At 66.0% G+C, this 18593-nt stretch carries 15 protein-coding genes; 12 read left to right on the plus strand and 3 right to left on the minus strand.

Annotation, left to right across the window (positions count from 1 at the left end):
* Window positions 1-34: 34 nt before the first annotated feature.
* Both IB232_RS18460 and IB232_RS18465 read right to left on the minus strand, forming a co-directional pair.
* On the minus strand, window positions 35-1333 hold the full coding sequence (locus tag IB232_RS18460) for a peptidylprolyl isomerase (RefSeq protein ID WP_192400036.1): 1299 nt from the start codon (window positions 1331-1333) through the stop codon (window positions 35-37).
* The gene (locus IB232_RS18465; RefSeq protein ID WP_192400037.1) at window positions 1308-4076 is read right to left on the minus strand and encodes an LPS-assembly protein LptD; all 2769 of its coding nucleotides are present in this window, start codon (window positions 4074-4076) and stop codon (window positions 1308-1310) included. Before IB232_RS18465 ends, IB232_RS18460 begins: the two co-directional genes overlap by 26 nt.
* Before the next feature lie 127 nt (window positions 4077-4203).
* Between IB232_RS18465 and IB232_RS18470 the strand changes: the two genes are divergently transcribed.
* The 3 genes from IB232_RS18470 to IB232_RS18480 are packed head-to-tail and all read left to right on the plus strand — an operon-like array spanning window position 4204 to window position 6675.
* On the plus strand, window positions 4204-5229 hold the full coding sequence (locus IB232_RS18470) for an aminoglycoside phosphotransferase family protein (RefSeq protein ID WP_192400038.1): 1026 nt from the start codon (window positions 4204-4206) through the stop codon (window positions 5227-5229).
* Window positions 5226-5897 carry an N-acetylmuramate alpha-1-phosphate uridylyltransferase MurU gene (gene murU / locus IB232_RS18475; RefSeq protein ID WP_192400039.1) on the plus strand — a complete coding sequence of 224 codons (672 nt, stop codon included), beginning with the start codon at window positions 5226-5228 and terminating at the stop codon, window positions 5895-5897. Before IB232_RS18470 ends, murU begins: the two co-directional genes overlap by 4 nt.
* A gap of 1 nt (window position 5898) precedes the next feature.
* On the plus strand, window positions 5899-6675 hold the full coding sequence (locus IB232_RS18480) for a TerB family tellurite resistance protein (RefSeq protein ID WP_192400040.1): 777 nt from the start codon (window positions 5899-5901) through the stop codon (window positions 6673-6675).
* An 8-nt stretch (window positions 6676-6683) separates the two neighbouring features.
* Here the strand turns inward: IB232_RS18480 and IB232_RS18485 are convergent, their stop codons facing one another.
* Window positions 6684-7688 (minus strand): alpha/beta hydrolase family protein, encoded by a 1005-nt coding sequence (locus tag IB232_RS18485; RefSeq protein WP_192400041.1) that lies wholly within the window; start codon window positions 7686-7688, stop codon window positions 6684-6686.
* 107 nt (window positions 7689-7795) lie between these two features.
* Between IB232_RS18485 and IB232_RS18490 the strand changes: the two genes are divergently transcribed.
* From IB232_RS18490 to trpE, 9 genes are all read left to right on the plus strand, one after another.
* Window positions 7796-10168: a PAS domain S-box protein gene (locus IB232_RS18490; protein ID WP_192400042.1), complete on the plus strand. Its 2373-nt coding sequence runs from the start codon at window positions 7796-7798 to the stop codon at window positions 10166-10168.
* Window positions 10165-10794, plus strand: a complete 630-nt coding sequence (locus tag IB232_RS18495; RefSeq protein WP_192400043.1) for a response regulator — start codon at window positions 10165-10167, stop codon at window positions 10792-10794. Before IB232_RS18490 ends, IB232_RS18495 begins: the two co-directional genes overlap by 4 nt.
* 229 nt (window positions 10795-11023) lie before the next feature.
* The gene (locus IB232_RS18500; protein ID WP_192400044.1) at window positions 11024-12133 is read left to right on the plus strand and encodes an ABC transporter ATP-binding protein; all 1110 of its coding nucleotides are present in this window, start codon (window positions 11024-11026) and stop codon (window positions 12131-12133) included.
* Between the two features lie 43 nt (window positions 12134-12176).
* Entirely contained in the window at window positions 12177-13217 is a 1041-nt protein-coding gene (locus IB232_RS18505) for an ABC transporter substrate-binding protein (protein WP_192400045.1), read from the plus strand.
* Window positions 13218-13340: 123 nt separating this feature from the next.
* Entirely contained in the window at window positions 13341-14588 is a 1248-nt protein-coding gene (locus IB232_RS18510) for an ABC transporter permease (protein WP_192400046.1), read from the plus strand.
* 16 nt (window positions 14589-14604) lie between these two features.
* Window positions 14605-15432, plus strand: a complete 828-nt coding sequence (locus IB232_RS18515; RefSeq protein ID WP_192400047.1) for an ABC transporter permease — start codon at window positions 14605-14607, stop codon at window positions 15430-15432.
* A gap of 113 nt (window positions 15433-15545) precedes the next feature.
* Window positions 15546-16220 (plus strand): ribulose-phosphate 3-epimerase, encoded by a 675-nt coding sequence (gene rpe, locus IB232_RS18520; RefSeq protein WP_192400048.1) that lies wholly within the window; start codon window positions 15546-15548, stop codon window positions 16218-16220.
* 38 nt (window positions 16221-16258) lie between these two features.
* Entirely contained in the window at window positions 16259-17032 is a 774-nt protein-coding gene (locus IB232_RS18525) for a phosphoglycolate phosphatase (protein WP_192400081.1), read from the plus strand.
* A gap of 72 nt (window positions 17033-17104) precedes the next feature.
* Complete coding sequence (gene trpE, locus IB232_RS18530; RefSeq protein WP_192400049.1) at window positions 17105-18583, plus strand: anthranilate synthase component I; 1479 nt, start codon at window positions 17105-17107, stop codon at window positions 18581-18583.
* Window positions 18584-18593 lie beyond the last annotated feature (10 nt).

Below are 18593 nucleotides of genomic sequence, written 5' to 3' on the forward strand. Positions count from 1 at the left end.
GGTGGAACCGGGCTCTTTCACTGCGATCAGGCGATCAGAGCTTGATCTCGACGTAGGCTTCGTCGCGGATCTGGCGCAGCCAGGCCTGCAGCTCTTCGTCGTACTTGCGGTTGCGCAGGACGTTCATCGCCTGTTGCTCGCGGTACTGCTCGCTGCTGTCGGTGGCGCGCCGACCGAGGACTTCCAGCACGTGCCAGCCGTAGGGGCTCTTGAACGGCTCGGACAGCTGGCCACTCGGCGTCTTGGCCATCACTTCGCGGAATTCCGGGACCAGGGTGTTGGGGTCGATCCAGTTGAGATCGCCGCCATTGAGGGCGGAACCCGGGTCTTCGGAGAAGCTCTTGGCCAAGGTGGCGAAGTCCTCACCGGCGACGATGCGCTGGTACAGACGTTCCACCAGGCGGCGGGTCTCTTCTTCGCTGCGCACTTCGTTGGGCTTGATCAGGATGTGGCGCACATGCACCTCATCGCGCACAAGGGTGTCGCCGCCGCGCTTGTCGAGCAGTTTGACGATCATGAAGCCGCCGGGAGTGCGAACCGGCTCGGTGATGTCGCCGACCGACAGCGCGCGAATTATCTCGGCGAACGCCGGCGGCAGCTGGGCCGCCTTGCGCCAGCCGATCTCGCCGCCTTCCAGGGCGTTCTCGCTGGCGGAATTGGACATCGCTGTCTGGGCGAAGTCGGCGCCATTGCGCAGGCTGTCATATACCTCGGAGGTCTTCTGCGCGGCTGCACGGATCTCGTCCGGAGAGGCCGCTTCCTGAACCGGGATCAAAATATTGGCCAGGCGGAACTCTTCCGACAGCTGCATCTCGCCCAGATCCGAGGACAGGAAGTTCTGCACTTCCTGATCGGTCACCTGGATACGCTCGGCCACACGGCGCTGGCGCACGCGGCTGATGACCATCTCGCGACGAACCTGCTCGCGGGCCTCGTCGTAGGACAGGCCGTCACGGATCAGGGCAGCGCGGAACTGGTCCAGATTCAGGCGGTTGCGCTGGGCAATCCCTTCCATGGCCTGGTTCAGTTCTTCGTCGGTGATGCGGATGCCGGAGCGGTCGCCAATCTGCAGTTGCAGGTTCTCGACGATCAGGCGTTCCAGCACCTGCTGCTGCAGCACATCCTGCGGCGGCAGCTGACCGCCGCGTTTGCCGATGGTCTGCTCGACCTCGCGCAGACGCTGATCCAGTTGGCTGTACATGATCACGTCGTTGTCGACGATGGCGACCACACGATCAATGGACTGGAGCTGCGCCTGTGCGGCGGAAGCGAGGAAAACTGCGCCCAGCAACAGCGGGCGCAGGCAATCAGAAAGCTTGTTCTTCACGTTCACGGTAACCTTGAATGCCTTGCTCGAGGAAGCTCTCAGTCTTGCCGCCCAACACGTTGCCGAGGCCCTTGAGGACGATCTGCAGGAAGATGCCGCGGTCCGGCTCCTCGTTGGTGTCAGGGTTGAGGCTGGTTTCGTCGTAGTCGATCCAGTAGCGGTTGATCAGGCGCAGCTTCCAGCAGCAACTGTCGTATTCGAAGCCGCCGAAGGCCTCGAGCGTACGGTCGCGTGCGTAGTCGCGCTGCCAGCGGGCGATCACGTTCCATTGCGACACGATCGGCCAGATGACCGAGAAATCGTGCTGCTGGATCTTGTAGTAGTCCTCGATGTAGTTCGGGCTGCCCGGCGTGCCGAAGTCGCTGCCGTAGGTCCAGGTACCGCTGGCCTGGTCGTAGCGAATGGTGTCGTCGCGGTAGCGGTAACCCGCGTTGATCACCTTGTTCGGATTGTCTTCCGGCTGGTAGTGGAACATCAGACTGCCGGAACGGGTGCGGTGCGCTTCGCCGTCCCAGTTGAAGTCCGAGGTCAGGCGCCAGTCGCGATTGAAGCGGTACATGTACTCCAGTGCGTAAGGCGAGAAATCAGCCTTGGCATCGTCGCGGGTGCGATAATCAATGCCCGGCATCTGCACCTTGCGATCGGTGAAATGGATAGCCTGGCCGATGCTGAAGCGCTGACGCTCGAAGCCATTGTCCTCGATCCAGCGATTGGTCACGCCCAGCGACAGCTTGTTCTCGTCGCCGATGCGATCACGGCCGGTGAAGCGGTTGTCGCGGAACAGCGAGGCATAGTTGAAGCGGTATTCACCAGTATCGAATACCGGAATCTCGTCCTGGTCTTCTTCCGGTACATACAGGTAGTAGGCGCGCGGTTCCAAGGTCTGGCGGTAGTTGGTGCCGAACCACTGGGTATTGCGATCGAAGTACAGGCCGCTGTCGATACTGGCGATTGGCACGCTGCGATCCGGCGAATCTTCGAAATCACCGCCAACCTGGGCCTTGCCGATGGAGTCCAGATCTAGGTCGTACTGGGTATAGGCGTACTTCAGGCTTGGCTTGACGTAGCCCCAGGTCCAGTTGAGTGGCAGGCTCATGCCTGGCTCAAGATGAATTCGCTCGCCGTTGGCGCGTGCGATGCCGCTCACGTAGTTGTCGTACCAAGGCTCCGGATTGCCATCCTCGTCGATGAAGTTGCCGCTGCGCAGATCGCGGTCGAAGCGGACGTACTCGGTGCCGTAGGTGAAGTTCACTCCGCCAGGCTGGAACGGCAATTTGCCGTCCAGAGTCAGCTGCGGCAGACGCTCGTACGGCGTGACATCGACCACGCTGGTCTGCGCATAGGCATGGGCATTGAGGCGGGCGGTGAAGGAATCGCCGCGCCAGCTCAGAGTGCCGCGCTGATTGAGGAAGTCCGGTGTCTGCAGATTTTCCAGGTCGCTGTCGAGGTCCTGGAAGTAGTACGGATCGCTAATGTCGGTGTAGTCGACCTCGGCCAGCAGGCGCTCGTCCAGGCCACCTACGTGCTGCCAGTTGTACATCCAGCGCTGGTCTTCGTAGTCAGACTGCAGCTCGCGCTCGTCTTCCTTATCGTCCAGGTAGGCGCCGCCGACTTGACCTTCGCTGCCTTTGGTCAGGTAACGGAACTCGCCTTCCATCATCAGACCACGATTGGCCATGTAGGTCGGATAGAGGGTGGCGTCGTAGTTCGGCGCGAGGTTGAAGTAGTACGGCGTCGACAGGGTGAAGCCGTTGTCGCTCGACGAACCGATGCCCGGCGCAAGGAAACCGGACTGGCGGCGATCGTCGATCGGGAAATAGATGTAAGGGGTGTAGAAGACCGGAATGTCCTTCACCCGCAAGGTCACGTTGGTCGCGGTGCCGAAGCCGGTGGCCGGGTCCAGCTTGATGTTGTTGCCCTTCAGGTGCCAGGCGTTGTTGCCCGGTTCGCAACGGGTGTATGTACCGTCCTTGAGTCGGACGACGGCACTTTCTTCGCGCTTGGCGTAGAGCGCGTTGCCGCGGACATGGCCCTTGTGGATCACGTACTCGGCGTTCTCGACCTTGGCTTCGCCATTGTCCAGCTGGATCTCGGCACGGTCGCCGACCACCAGCATGCCGTTGTCGCGGATGCGCACGTTGCCTTTCAGCTCACCGCGGTTCTCGGCCTGGTGCAGAGTGGCCTCTTCGGCCTCGATCTGCATGCTCGACTGGCGCAGGACCACGTCACCGGCAAGGGTGGCGGCTTCCTTTTCCTGCTCGTAGCGCGAGGCCTTGGCCGAGACGAACAGTGGCGCCTCGTCCATCGGCGTGTCGTCGCTCATGCCCGGACGCAACGGCTCGACATAGGAACCCTCGCAATACGGACCGACTTCCGCCAGCTGGGCGGCGCTCAGTTTGTCGCGCGGGACCCAGTCCAGGTGGCTGTAGTCGGCGCTGCGGCTGCTCAGGGCACGGCCCTTGCTCTCGGTGACCAGTACCGCTTGCTCACCCTGTGCCTGGCCATCGGCCGACTGGGCGGCACCGGTGCCGGCAACGGAGCTGACCGCCGTGGCGCTGTGCTGCGGGCGCGGCAGCGCGGCAGCGGCATTGCTCTTCGGCGAGCAGGCCCAGCCGCCGGTGGCGGAGGCGGAGCAGTCGTACTGCTCGGCGGCAATAGCGAAAGGCGAGGCTAGAGGTTGCAGAGCCAGCAGGCTGCCGGTCACCAGCAACGGGAATTTTTTACGGAACAGGGGGAGTTTTACTGCCATCTTGTTTTTCCGGGCTTCCTGCGCGCCTTCGACCCGCGGGGGCCGCACGCCTCTCGATGGGCTGAAAAAGATGCTGGATAATAAAGCATGACCCGCGCAACGGCTAGCGCCGTCGGAGACCCCTGTAATGCCCGATCAAGATGTGCGTCTCCAGCTCCTGCAGAGCTGGCTGCAAGACTGCCTACCCGCTCTGTTTCAACGCGAAGGCTGGGGCGAAGTGCCCACTGCCAGCATGGCTCCGGCCAGCAGCGACGCCAGTTTCCGCCGCTATTTCCGCTGGCAGGCCGAGGGCCGCAGCCTGATCCTGATGGACGCTCCGCCGCCCCAGGAAGACTGCCGGCCCTTCGTCAAGGTCGCCGCCATGCTGGCCGAGGCGGGCGTGCATGTGCCGCGCATCCTGGCCCAGGACCTGGAGCGAGGCTTCCTGGTACTGGACGACCTGGGTTCGCAAACCTGGCTCGAGGTGCTGAACGCGGACAACGCCGATGCGCTGTTCGATTCGGCGCTGCAAGCCCTGGTGGCCTTCCAGAAGCTGCCGGTCGAAGGCCAACTGCCGCCCTATGACGACGCCCTATTGCGCCGAGAGCTGCAACTGTTCCCCGACTGGTACCTGCAACGTCATCTCTGCGTCGAGCTGAGCGAGGCGCAGCGCGGCCAGTGGCAGCAGGTCTGCGATCTGCTGGTGAGCAGCGCCCTGGCCCAGCCGCGCGTATTCGTTCATCGCGACTACATGCCGCGCAACCTGATGCTGAGCCAGCCCAATCCCGGCATCCTCGATTTCCAGGACGCGGTGCACGGCCCGATCAGCTATGACGTCACCAGCCTGTTCAAGGACGCCTTCCTCAGTTGGCCCGAGGAAAGGGTGATCGGTTGGCTGCAGCGCTACTGGCACCTGGCGCGTGACGCCGGCCTCGCGGTACCGGCCCAGTTCGCTGAGTTCCATCGCGCCAGCGATCTGATGGGCGTGCAGCGCCACCTCAAGGTGATCGGCATCTTCGCCCGCATTTGCCACCGCGACGGCAAACCCAAGTACCTGAACGATGTGCCGCGCTTCTTCTCCTATATAGAGGCGGTGCTGGCGCGGCGTCCCGAACTGGCCGTGCTCGGTGAACTGCTGGCCAGCCTGCCACAGCGGGAGAAGCAACCGGCATGAAGGCTATGATTCTCGCGGCGGGCAAGGGCGAACGCCTGCGGCCGCTGACCCTGCACACGCCCAAGCCGCTGGTGCGCGCCGGGGGTATTCCGTTGATCGAGTTCCATGTGCGCGCCCTGGCCGCGGCCGGTTTCAGCGAGCTGGTGATCAATCACGCCTGGCTCGGCCAGCAGATCGAGGACTATCTGGGCGACGGCAGCCGCTTCGGTCTGCGCATTACCTATTCGGCCGAGGGCGAGCCGCTGGAAACCGGCGGCGGCATCTTCAAGGCCCTGCCGCTACTCGGTGAGGAGCCGTTCCTGGTGATCAACGGCGATATCTGGACCGACTACGACTTCGCCACCCTGCGCCGTCCGTTGCAGGGGCTGGCCCATCTGGTGCTGGTGGATAACCCCTCCCACCACCCGAGCGGCGACTTCTGCCTGCAGGACGATCGCGTGGCGGATGCCGCCGACCGAGAATCCAGCTTCACCTACAGTGGCATGGCCGTGTTGCATCCGCGCCTGTTCGCCGGCTGCCAGCCGGGAGCCTTCAAGCTGGCGCCGCTGCTGCGCGCCGCCATGGCCGACGGCCAGGTCACTGGCGAGTACTTCGCCGGTCGCTGGGTCGACGTCGGTACCCACGAGCGCCTGGCGGACGTCGAACGCCTGCTGGCGGCGGAAGCCTGACATGCTCTGGCCGGCGACCCTGATCGGCGCGGCGGTGGGGCTGGCGATTGCCAGCATCCCCGGTGCGTTGCTCGGCGGTCTGCTCGGCCAGGTCTTGGATCGGCGTCTGCGCCTGCAATCCCTCGATCATCTGCGCGAGTTGCTCGGTGCCAAGCGCCCGCCGCCGCTGGACGACGAGGACCTGCTGTTCATGCTGATCGGTCGGCTGGCCAAGAGCGATGGCCGGGTGCTCGACAGCCATATCCAGGCGGCACGCAACGAGATGCAGCGCCTGGGTCTGGACGAGCCGGGCCGGCGGCGTGCCATGCAGGCCTTCAACCGAGGCAAGCAGGTCGACGACAAGGAGTTGCGCGCGGCGCTACGCGCGCTGCACGAACGCCCGGAGCGTGGCGAAACGCTGCTGCGCACCTGCTGGCGCATGGCTTGGGCCGATGGCCGGGTGAGCGAGGCGGAGTCGCGGCTGATCCAGCAATGGGGGCTCTGGCTGGAGTGGAAGCGCGAGGCGCTGAAGACCCTGGCGGCCGAGTACGAGCCGGCGAGCACGGTGCCGCAGGTGAAGTCCAGCGATTACCAGGCGGCCCTGCGCCTGCTCGGGGTACAGATGGATAGCGAGCCGGCGGTGATCAAGCGTGCCTACCGCCGCCTGATCAGTCGCCACCATCCGGACAAGCTGGCCGGCTCCGGCGCCACCGCGGCGCAGTTGCGCACGGCGACCGAAAAGACCCGCGAGCTGCAGATCGCCTACGAGCTGGTGCGCCAGCGCCACGGCTTCCGCTAGCGGTCTTTCTACTGTTTCTCCAGCCAGCCGCGCACCCGGCGGAACAGCTGCTCCTGCTCGGCCTCCAGGTTGCCCGGCAGGGCCTTGAGGGCGATCTGCGTGTAGCCGTCATGGGCCAGGCGCTTGCTGGCCTGCTTGCGCCTTACCGCGCTGCCGCGATCGGCGGGCAGGTCCTTGTAGAAGAAGTCGCCGGTGGCCAGCTTGAGGCCGGGAATCAGCTCGTCCAGCGCTGGGGTCTGCCCGCCGGGCAGTTGCGGCGCGACCACCACCAGTTGCTTGATCTGCTCGGGCTTGCGCTCCTTGAGATAGAGCGCGGCCCAGTAGGCGCCATCGCCATGGCCGAGCAGCACGATGTTCTTGGCGTCCTGCTGCTCGGCGAAGGCGATGCCGGCCTGGATGCGGGCGAAGATGCGTTCGGCTGGGTCGACCGGGGCTGCGGCCGGCGCGGGTGTTTCGGACGGCGGTGTGGTTTCGCCGGGCGCGCCAGTGGTGGCGCCCTCGCTGGCGGGGTCGGCTGCGGCGTCGTCCGCAGGCGCACTAGCCGTATCGACGGTCACCGGTTCCGGCGCGCGTGGCAGCACCGCTTCCGGCAGTGGTGCGGCCTTGCTGTCCGGCAGGCTGAGGCTGAGCGTGCTCCATTCGACATCCGGCAGCTTGAGGCGCAGCGGTTTGATCGCCTGGGGCCAGTCGGCACTCTCGTCGGCGCCCGGCACCAGAATAACCACGCCCTTGGACTCCGGCGCGTTGGCCGGCTTCCACAGGGCGAGGAATTTTTCCTCGCCGGCCTGCAGGGTCTGCTGTTCGTCCTTGGGCAGCTGGCGCTCAAGCCCCGCGGCGTTGTCCTCGACGCGCTCTTCCAGTGGCTGGCGTGGTGCCTCGGCGGGCGCGGCGCCCTCGCTGGGGGCTTCGCCGGCAGGCGCTGCGGCGGGAGTCGGCGATTCTTCCTCGGCATGCACGGGCAGGGCGAGGGTCAGGCACAGGGCCAGGAGTGTCGGTAGGACTGGACGGCGCATCTCAGCACTTCGGTAGCGGGGAGGTTCTAGCAGCCTAAGCGCTTCGCCGCGGTTTGTCAGGTAAGGTAGAAAGCGGACTCGTGATGATGTGGATCGACGCTGTGCGCATGATTCGACTGCTCTACTGGCTGCTGTTGCTGTTTCCCCTGCTGGGCCAGGCGGCCGAGTTGGACGCGGCGCAGCGTGCCTGGCTGGCCGAGCATCCGCGGCTGCGCGCCGGCGTGGTGCTGCAGGCGCCCTATGCCGAGTACCAGCGCCGCCAGCAGCAACTCAGTGGGCTCAATATCGAGCTGAGCGAGGCGCTGGCCAAGTCCCTCGGCGTCGAACTGAGCTGGCTCGGCTATGCCGACCAGGCGGCCCTCGAGCAGGCCCTGCGTGCTGGGCGCATCGACTTCGCCCCGGGGCTGACCCAGACCCCGGCCGGCCTGCGCCTGTGGCAGTTCTCCGACCCCTACCTGCGTGTTCCCCACTTGCTGGTGGGCGAGCGTCTGGGCGAACTGGGCGTGGAGCTGGAAAACCTCGGCGAGCGCGAGCCGCTGGCCGTGCGCGAACCCAGCGCGGTGGCCGACTACCTGCGCGGCAACTACTTCAATTTGCACCTGCAGGCGCAATCCTCCGACCGCGAGGCCCTGCGCGCGGTGCTGGCGCAGCGGGCGCGCTATGCGGTGATCGACCAGGCCCAGCTCAGCCGCCTGAGCCAGGAAGGCGAATTCGCCGGCCTCGGCGTGATCGCCGACGTCGGTCTGCCGCAGTTGCTGCGCTTCGGTACCCGCCGGGACTGGCCCGAACTGGCGACCATCCTCGATGCCGGCCTGCGCCAGCTACCGGCCGAGCAGCTGGAGCAATTGCAGCGCCGCTGGCTGACCGCCAGAACACCGAGCCTCGGCGAATCGCCGCTGTTCTGGCGCAACCTGAGCCTGCTGCTCGGCCTGCTGTTGTTGGTCAGCCTAGCCCTGCTCGCCGTGCTGCGTCGCCAGCGCGGCGGCCTGGAGAAACGCCTGCTGGACGCGCGCGCGACCCTGGCCCGGCGCGAAGTGGCCGAGGAGGCGCTGCGCCTGGCGCAGTTCTCCCTCGACCACAGCACGGTCGGCATTCTCTGGGTCAACTGGGACAGCCGGGTGCGCTACGCCAACCAGGCAGTGGCCGAGATGCTCGGCTACGACAGCCGCGCCATGGTCGACCGGCCGCTGCAGGATTTCGAGCCCAACCTGGGCATGGACCGCTGGCTCGGCCTGTGGAAGCGCGTCCGCCAGCACGAGGAGGGCGCGCTGAGCTTCGAGAGCAACTGCGTCCGCGCCGATGGCAGCTGGATGCCGGCCGACGTAACCCTGGGCTTCCTGCGTTTTCGCGAGGCCGAGTACCTGGTGGTCTACCTCACCGACGTCACCGAACGGCGGCGCGCCCATGCCGCGCTGGAAGAGAGCGAGGCGCGCCTCAAGGGCATTGCCGGCAACGTGCCCGGCCTGGTGTTCCGCCTGGAGCGCCCGGTACCTGGCGCACCGGTGGACTTCGCCTTTATCAGCGAGGGCAGCGAGCAGCTGGTCGGCTACCCGCCGGCGACAATCATGGCGGTGGACTTCGGCATCCGCAGCCTGGTCCATCCCGAGGATCGCACCGCCTACCACGCGACCCAGGACGCCGCCATCGAGGCCGCCAGCGACTGGCAGTGGCAGGGCCGCATCCTCACCCGCGACGGCCGGGTGCGCTGGGCCGACATCAAGGCCAGCGCCCGCCAGCTCAGCGCCGAGCACGTGGTGTGGGACGGCGTGGTGTGGGACATCAGCGACAACAAGGCCATCGAGCTGGAGCTGGCCGAGTCGCGCGCACAGCTGCGCGAGCTGTCCGCTCACCTGGAGAGCGTGCGCGAGGAGGAGAAGGCGCGTATCGCCCGCGAGGTGCACGACGAGCTGGGTCAGGTGCTCACCGTGCTCAAGCTGGAGACCTCCATGTGCGAGCTGGCCTACGCCGGCCTAGATGCCGGACTGCAGGCACGCCTAGACAGCATGAAGAAGCTGATCGCCAACCTGTTCCAGCTGGTGCGCGACGTGGCCACCGCGCTGCGCCCGCCGATCCTCGATGCCGGCATCGCTTCGGCCATCGAGTGGCAGGCGCGGCGCTTCGAGGCGCGCAGCGGCATTCCCTGCCTGGTGCGGGTGCCGGAGTACTTGCCGGCGCTGGCGGACGCCAAGGCCATCGGCCTGTTCCGCGTGCTGCAGGAGGCGCTGACCAACGTGTTGCGCCATGCCCAGGCGCACACGGTGGAGATCGACCTGGAAGTGCAGGGCGGCGAGCTGTACCTGCGGGTGAGTGACGATGGTCGGGGTTTCGACACGGCCGCCCGGCGCGCACAATCCTTCGGCCTGGTCGGCATGCGCGAGCGCGTGCTGATGCTCGGCGGCCGCCTGGACATCGACAGCGCGCCGGGGGAGGGCACCACCCTGAGCGTGCGCGTGGCACTGGATGAAGAGGTCGTAGCGTGATTCGAGTACTGGTAGCCGAAGACCACACCATCGTCCGCGAGGGCATCAAGCAGCTGATCGGCCTGGCCAAGGATCTCACGGTGGCCGGCGAGGCCTGCAACGGAGAGCAGCTGCTGGAGACCCTGCGCCACACCCCCTGCGAAGTGGTGCTGCTGGATATCTCCATGCCCGGGGTGAACGGACTGGAAGCGATTCCGCGCATCCGCGCGCTGAACAATCCGCCGGCGGTGCTGGTGCTGTCCATGCACGACGAGGCGCAGATGGCCGCCCGCGCCCTGAAGATCGGCGCCGCCGGTTACGCCACCAAGGACAGCGACCCAGCGCTGTTGCTCACCGCCATCCGCAAGGTCGCCGCCGGTGGCCGCTACATCGACCCGGAGCTGGCCGATCGCATGGTCTTCGAGGTCGGCCTGACCGACTCGCGGCCGCCGCACGCGCTGCTGTCCGAGCGCGAGTTCTCGGTGTTCGAACGCCTGGTGCGTGGCGAAGGGGTCAACGAGATCGCCCAGCAGCTGTCGGTCAGCAGCAAGACCATCAGCACCCACAAGGCGCGCCTGATGCAGAAGCTCAACCTGCATTCGGTGGCCGATCTGGTTAAGTATGCGGTGGAGCACAGGCTGCTGTAGAAGGCGCCAGAGGCTGTGAGCCTCTTCCTGTGGGAGCTGTCTTGGCCGCGATGCCCCGGCACGCACGCCTATCGTGGCCGAGGCCGCTCCCACCTGACGGTTGCCTGTAGGGCGATCCCTACAGCGCCTCGTCCGTCCGCCTTATAGCAATCTCTCATACCGCCCGATTTGCGCTGGCTCCACGGCTTTCTAGGCTTAGAGCACGGCAACAAGAACAAAAGGTGCGGTGATGGCCGAGAATGCTTCCAGTGATGTGCTCGTCAGTTTCAGGGGCGTGCAGAAGAGCTACGACGGCGAAAGCCTGATCGTCAAAGACCTCAATCTGGATATCCGCAAGGGCGAGTTCCTCACCCTGCTCGGGCCGTCCGGTTCCGGCAAGACCACCAGCCTGATGATGCTGGCCGGTTTCGAGACGCCCACCGCCGGCGAGATCCTCCTGGCCGGGCGCGCCATCAACAACGTGCCGCCGCACAAGCGCGACATCGGCATGGTGTTCCAGAACTACGCGCTGTTCCCGCACATGACGGTGGCCGAGAACCTGGCCTTCCCGCTCACCGTGCGCGGCATGAGCAAGACCGACATCACCGAGCGGGTCAAGCGCGCGCTGTCCATGGTGCAGCTCGACAACTTCCGCAACCGCTACCCGGCGCAGCTCTCCGGCGGCCAGCAGCAGCGCGTGGCCCTGGCCCGCGCGCTGGTGTTCGAGCCGCAGCTGGTGCTGATGGACGAGCCGCTCGGCGCGCTGGACAAGCAGCTGCGCGAGCACATGCAGATGGAGATCAAGCACATCCACCAGCGCCTGGGCGTGACCGTGGTCTACGTGACCCACGACCAGGGCGAGGCGCTGACCATGTCCGACCGGGTGGCCGTATTCCACCAGGGCGAGATCCAGCAGATCGCCCCCCCACGCGACCTCTACGAAGAGCCGAGCAATACCTTCGTCGCCCACTTCATCGGCGAGAACAATCGCCTGGCCGGCGAGCTGGTCAGCCGTGATGGCGAGCGCTGCACCGTGCGTACCGCCCGTGGCGAGCAGGTGCAGGCGCTGGCGGTGAATGTCGGCGCGCCGGGTGCACCGGTGAGCCTGTCGATCCGCCCCGAGCGCGTGCGCATCAACAGCGCCAGCGAGAGCTGCGCCAACCGTTTCAGCGGCCGGGTGGCCGAGTTCATCTACCTGGGCGACCACGTGCGCATCCGCATGGAGGTGTGTGGCAACCCCAGCTTCTTCGTCAAACAGCCGATCGCCGAACTCGACCCCGCCCTGGGCGTGGGCGACGTGGTGCCGCTCGGCTGGCATGTGGAGCACGTAAGGGCGCTAGACCCTCTGATCGTCGAGTGACGGCGCCAGGCATTACCAACCCTGCACAGTGGAGAAAACAACAATGAGCAATATCCGCAGCATCTTCCGTCACAGCGCCCTGGCCATCGGCCTGCTCGGCGCGGCCCAGGCGATGGCCGCCGACCTGACGGTGATCTCCTTCGGTGGCGCCAACAAGGACGCCCAGACCAAGGCCTTCTACCAGCCGTGGGAAGCGGCCGGCAAAGGCAAGGTGATCGCTGGCGAATACAACGGCGAGATGGCCAAGGTCAAAGCCATGGTCGACACCAACAGCGTGTCCTGGCACCTGGTGGAAGTGGAGTCGCCCGAGCTGTCCCGCGGTTGCGACGAAGGCCTGTTCGAGGAGCTGGACCCGGCCCTGTTCGGCAGCGCCGACGACTTCATCGAAGGTGCCATTCAGCCCTGCGGCGTGGGCTTCTTCGTGTGGTCCACGGTGCTCGCCTACAACGCCGACAAGCTCGCCGCCGCACCGAGCAGCTGGGCCGATTTCTGGGACGTGGCCAAGTTCCCGGGCAAGCGCGGTCTGCGCAAGGGCGCCAAGTACACCCTGGAGTTCGCCCTGATGGCCGACGGCGTGGCGCCGAAGGACGTCTACAGCGTGCTCGCCACCCAGGAAGGCCAGGACCGCGCGTTCAAGAAGCTCGACCAGATCAAGCCGCACATCCAGTGGTGGGAAGCCGGTGCCCAGCCGCCGCAGTTCCTCGCCTCCGGCGACGTGGTCATGAGCTCCGCCTACAACGGCCGCATCGCCGCCGTGCAGAAGGAGAGCAACCTGAAGGTGGTGTGGAACGGCGGCATCTACGACTTCGACTCCTGGGCCATCCCGAAAGGCGCCAAGGATGCCGACGCCGCCAAGGCCTTCGCCGCGTTCAGCGTGCAGCCGGAGCAGCAGAAGGTCTACTCCTCGAACATCGCCTACGGCCCGGCCAACAAGAAGGCCGTCGAGCTGCTCGACCCGGCGCTGCTCAAGGACATGCCGACCACGCCGGAAAACATCGCCAACCAGGTGGCCATGAACGTGACCTTCTGGGCCGACTACGGCGAGCAGTTGGAGCAACGCTTCAACGCCTGGGCAGCCAAGTAAGCATCCCGTGCAGTGCCCCTTCCTGGTGAAGGGGAGTTGGTTGGAGGGTCGCTCCCCCGTCCCTCCTGACCCTCGCCCGCTGTTGGGCGAGGGCGCTTTGTCCCGGTGTTTCTGGAGCCCGCGATGGCCACTACCGTTTCCCTAACCGAATTCGCCGGCCTGACGCTGAAGCAGAAGCTGGCCCGCGCCGAGCGCATCAACCGGCTCAAGGCCCAGGGCCTGATCCTGCCGCTGCTGGTGTTCCTCTTCGTGGTGTTCCTGCTGCCCATCGGCATCCTGCTGTACAAGAGCGTGGAGAACCCCGAGGTGGTCGGCAGCCTGCCGCGCACCGTCGAGGCGATTTCCTCCTGGGATGGCCGCGGCCTGCCCGAGGAGCCGGTGTACCAGGCCCTGGCCCGGGACCTGGCCGAGGCGCGCAAGAACCAGACCATCGGCGATCTTTCCAAACGCCTGAACATGGAGCTGGCCGGCTACCGCAGCCTGCTGGCCAAGACCGGTCGCGCCCTGCCGTTCAAGCAGGAGCCAGCGTCCTATAAAGATGCGCTGGAGAACCTCGACGAGCGCTGGGGCGACCCTGCGTATTGGCAGGTGATCCGTCGCAACGACAGTGGCGTCACCCCCTATTTCCTGCTGGCGTCCCTTGATCACCGCATCGACGATCTCGGCGAGCTGGCGCCCGCCACCCCGGACCAGGCCATCTACCTGGACATCTTCGCCCGCACCTTCTGGATGGGCCTGGTGATTACCGCCATCTGCCTGGTGTTGGCCTACCCGCTGGCTTACCTGCTGGCCAACCTGCCGACCCGCACCAGCAACCTGCTGATGATCCTGGTGCTGCTGCCGTTCTGGACCTCTATCCTGGTGCGCGTGGCGGCCTGGATCGTGCTGCTGCAGTCCGGTGGCCTGATCAACAGTGCGTTGATCGCCATGGGCGTGATCGATGCGCCGCTGCAGCTGGTGTTCAACCGCACCGGCGTGTACGTGGCCATGGTGCACATCATGCTGCCGTTCATGATCCTGCCGATCTTCAGCGTGATGAAGGGCATCTCGCCGAGCTACATGCGCGCCGCCATCTCGCTCGGCTGCCACCCTTTCGCCAGCTTCTGGCGGGTGTACTTCCCGCAGACCCTGGCGGGCGTCGGCGCCGGCTGCCTGCTGGTGTTCATCCTGTCCATCGGCTACTACATCACCCCCGCGCTGCTGGGCAGCCCGGGCGACCAGATGATCAGCTACTTCGTCGCCTTCTACACCAACAGCACCATCAACTGGGGCATGGCCACGGCCCTCGGCGGCCTGCTGCTGCTGGCGACCATGCTGCTCTACGTGGTGTACAGCTGGCTGGTGGGCGCTAGCCGCCTGCGTCTGGGCTGATCAGGAGAACATCGAGATGCTGAGCCCCTACAAGTCCCCCGTCGAACGCGCCTGGTTCTGGACCCATCGCAGCCTGTGTGCGCTGGTGCTGCTGTTCCTGATCCTGCCGGTGCTGGTGATCATCCCGCTGTCGTTCAACTCTGGCAGCTTCCTGGTCTACCCGCTGCAGGGCTTCTCCCTGCGCTGGTACGAATCGTTTTTCACCTCGGCCGAGTGGATGCGCTCGCTGAAGAACAGCATGATCGTGGCGCCGGCCGCCACCGTGCTGGCAATGGTCTTCGGCACCCTGGCGTCGATCGGCCTGACCCGTGGCGAGTTCCGCGGCAAGGCGCTGGTGATGAGCCTGCTGATCTCGCCGATGGTCGCCCCGGTAGTGATCGTCGGCGTCGCCAGCTATCTGTTCTTCGCCCCACTGGGCCTGGGCAACAGCTACACCTCGCTGATCCTGGTGCACGCGGTGCTCGGCGTGCCCTTCGTGATCATCACGGTGTCCGCGACGCTGCAGGGCTTCAACTACAACCTGGTGCGCGCCGCCGCCAGCCTGGGCGCCTCGCCGATCACCGCGTTCCGCCGGGTGACCCTGCCGCTGATCGCCCCCGGGGTGATCTCCGGCGCGCTGTTCGCCTTCGCCACCTCGTTCGACGAAGTGGTGGTGACCCTGTTCCTCGCCGGCCCCGAGCAGGCCACCCTGCCGCGGCAGATGTTCAGTGGCATCCGCGAGAACCTGTCGCCGACCATCGCCGCCGCCGCGACCCTGCTGATCGCCTTCTCGGTGGTCATGCTGCTGACCCTGGAATGGCTGCGTGGGCGCAGCGAGAAGCTGCGTACCGCCATGCCCGAGTGACGCGGGTGCAGCGTCTGCGGCGAAAGTCGCAGGCGTTCACTGACGTGTGACAACAGCCTTCGCGACCGACTCAGGCTACAATCGCGCCACCGTGATTCATGCCTGAGGTTCGCATGCAGCCCTTCGCCATCGCCCCGTCGATCCTGTCCGCCGATTTCGCCCGCCTGGGCGAGGAAGTCGACAAGGTGCTCGCCGCCGGCGCCGATATCGTCCACTTCGACGTGATGGACAACCACTACGTACCCAACCTGACCATCGGCCCGATGGTCTGCTCGGCGCTGCGCAAGTACGGCATCACCGCACCGATCGACGCGCACCTGATGGTGTCGCCGGTCGACCGCATCATCGGCGACTTCATCGACGCCGGCGCCACCTACGTGACCTTCCACCCGGAAGCCACCCAGCACATCGACCGCTCCCTGCAGTTGATCCGCGACGGCGGCGCCAAGTCCGGCCTGGTGTTCAACCCGGCCACTTCGCTGGAGTGCCTGAAGTACGTGATGGACAAGGTCGACATGATCCTGCTGATGAGCGTCAACCCCGGCTTCGGCGGGCAGAAGTTCATCCCCGGCACCCTCGACAAGCTGCGCGAAGCCCGCGCGCTGATCGACGCCAGCGGCTACGACATCCGCCTGGAGATCGACGGCGGCGTCAACGTGAAGAATATCCGCGAGATCGCCGAGGCGGGCGCCGACACCTTCGTCGCCGGCTCGGCCATCTTCAACCAGCCCGACTACAAGACGGTGATCGACGCCATGCGTGCCGAGCTGGCCCAGGTGCGCGCGTGATCCACGAGCTGTTCGAGGGGCGCCTGCCGCGCCTGGTGATGTTCGATCTGGACGGCACCTTGGTGGATTCGGTGCCCGACCTGGCGGCCGCCATCGACCGCATGCTGGTGCAGCTCGGTCGCCCGGCTGCCGGCGTTGAGCGGGTGCGCGACTGGGTCGGCAACGGCGCCCGCGTGCTGGTGCGTCGCGCCCTGGCCGGCGACATCGAGCACACCGACATCAGCGATGCCGACACCGAGCAGGCCCTTGAGCTGTTCAACCAGGCCTATTCCGGCAGCCATGCTCTGAGCACCGTCTACCCAGGCGTCACTTCTACCCTCAAGTGGTTGAAGAAGCAGGGCGTGGAGCTGGCGCTGATCACCAACAAGCCGGAGCGCTTCGTCGCCCCGCTGCTGGACGAGATGAAGCTGGGCCGCTACTTCCGCTGGATCATCGGTGGCGACACCCTGCCGCAGCAGAAGCCCGATCCGGCGGCGCTGCTGTTCGTCATGCGCCTGGCCAATGTCGAGCCCGAGCGCGCCCTGTTCATCGGCGACTCGCGCAACGACGTGCTGGCCGCCCGCGCCGCCAGCGTGCCCTGCGTGGCGCTGAGCTACGGCTACAACCACGGCCGGCCGATCGCCGAGGAGAACCCGGCACGGGTGCTCGATGACCTGCGCCAGCTGCTGCCCGGTTGCGCGGCCGATTACGCTGCGCTAATGTCGCCGGACTCTTCCGATTACCCGCCTCATCGAGACAGCATCGTGGTAGTTGCCAGCAAACAATGGATGAAAGTCATCAAGGCCCTGGCCCGCTGGCGCTGGCGCGCCTGATTTTCTCCTGGCCGGCTGGTTCCGGCGCGTTTGCCCGACTCCCGATTTTCCTCCTCCACGAGGCTGTTTTGCATGAACCGCGAAGAATTCCTGCGTTTGGCCGCCGACGGCTATAACCGCATTCCGCTGGCTTTCGAGACACTGGCCGACTTCGACACCCCGCTGTCGATCTACCTCAAGCTGGCCGACACCCCCAACTCCTACCTGCTGGAATCCGTGCAGGGCGGCGAGAAATGGGGCCGCTACTCGATCATCGGCCTGCCGGCACGCACCGTGCTGCGCGTGCATGGTCATCAGATCAGCGTCAGCGTCGACGGCCAGGTCGTCGAGCAGCTCGATAGCGAAGACCCGCTGGTCTTCGTCGAGCAGTTCAAGGCGCGTTACAACGTTCCCACCATTGCCGGTCTGCCGCGCTTCAACGGCGGCCTGGTCGGCTACTTCGGCTACGACAGCGTGCGCTACGTGGAGAAGAAGCTGGCGCAGTGCCCGAATCCCGATCCGTTGGGCACTCCGGACATCCTGCTGATGGTCTCGGATGCCGTGGTGGTGTTCGATAACCTGGCCGGCAAGATGCACGCGATCGTCCTCGCCGATCCGGCCCAGGCCGATGCTTTCGAGCAGGGCCAGGCCCAGCTGCGCGAACTGCTGAACAAGCTGCGTCAGCCGATCACCCCACGCCTGGGCGTGGACCTGAGCAAGCCGGCCGGCAAGGAGCCGGACTTCGTCTCCAGCTTCAAGCGCGATGACTACGAGGCGGCGGTCGGCGCGATCAAGGAATACATCCTGGCCGGCGACTGCATGCAGGTGGTGATCTCCCAGCGCATGTCGATCCCGTTCCAGGCCGCACCGATCGACCTGTACCGCGCGCTGCGTTGCATCAACCCGACTCCGTACATGTACTTCTTCAACTTCGGCGACTTCCACGTGGTGGGCAGCTCGCCGGAAGTGCTGGTGCGCGTCGAGGACAATCTGGTCACCGTGCGCCCGATCGCCGGCACCCGTCCGCGTGGCGCCAGCGAAGAGGCCGACGTCGAGCTGGAGAAGGACCTGCTGTCCGACGCCAAGGAGATCGCCGAGCATCTGATGCTGATCGATCTCGGCCGCAACGACGTCGGCCGCGTCTCCAGCACCGGCTCGGTGAAGGTCACCGAGCAGATGGTCATCGAGCGCTACTCCAACGTGATGCACATCGTCTCCAACGTCACCGGCCAGCTGAAGGACGGCCTGAGCGCGATGGACGCCCTGCGTGCCATCCTGCCGGCCGGCACCCTATCCGGCGCGCCGAAGGTTCGCGCCATGGAAATCATCGACGAGCTGGAGCCGGTCAAGCGTGGTGTCTACGGCGGTGCCGTGGGCTACCTGGCGTGGAACGGCAACATGGACACCGCGATTGCCATCCGCACCGCGGTGATCAAGGACGGTGAGCTGCACGTGCAGGCCGGCGCCGGCATCGTCGCCGACTCGCAGCCGGCCCTGGAGTGGGAAGAAACCCTGAACAAGCGCCGCGCCATGTTCCGCGCGGTCAGCCTCGCCGAACAGTCCGTAGAGTAAGGGGCCCAAC

It is taken from the genome of Pseudomonas sp. PDM15 (assembly GCF_014851565.1).
Taxonomy (GTDB): domain Bacteria; phylum Pseudomonadota; class Gammaproteobacteria; order Pseudomonadales; family Pseudomonadaceae; genus Aquipseudomonas.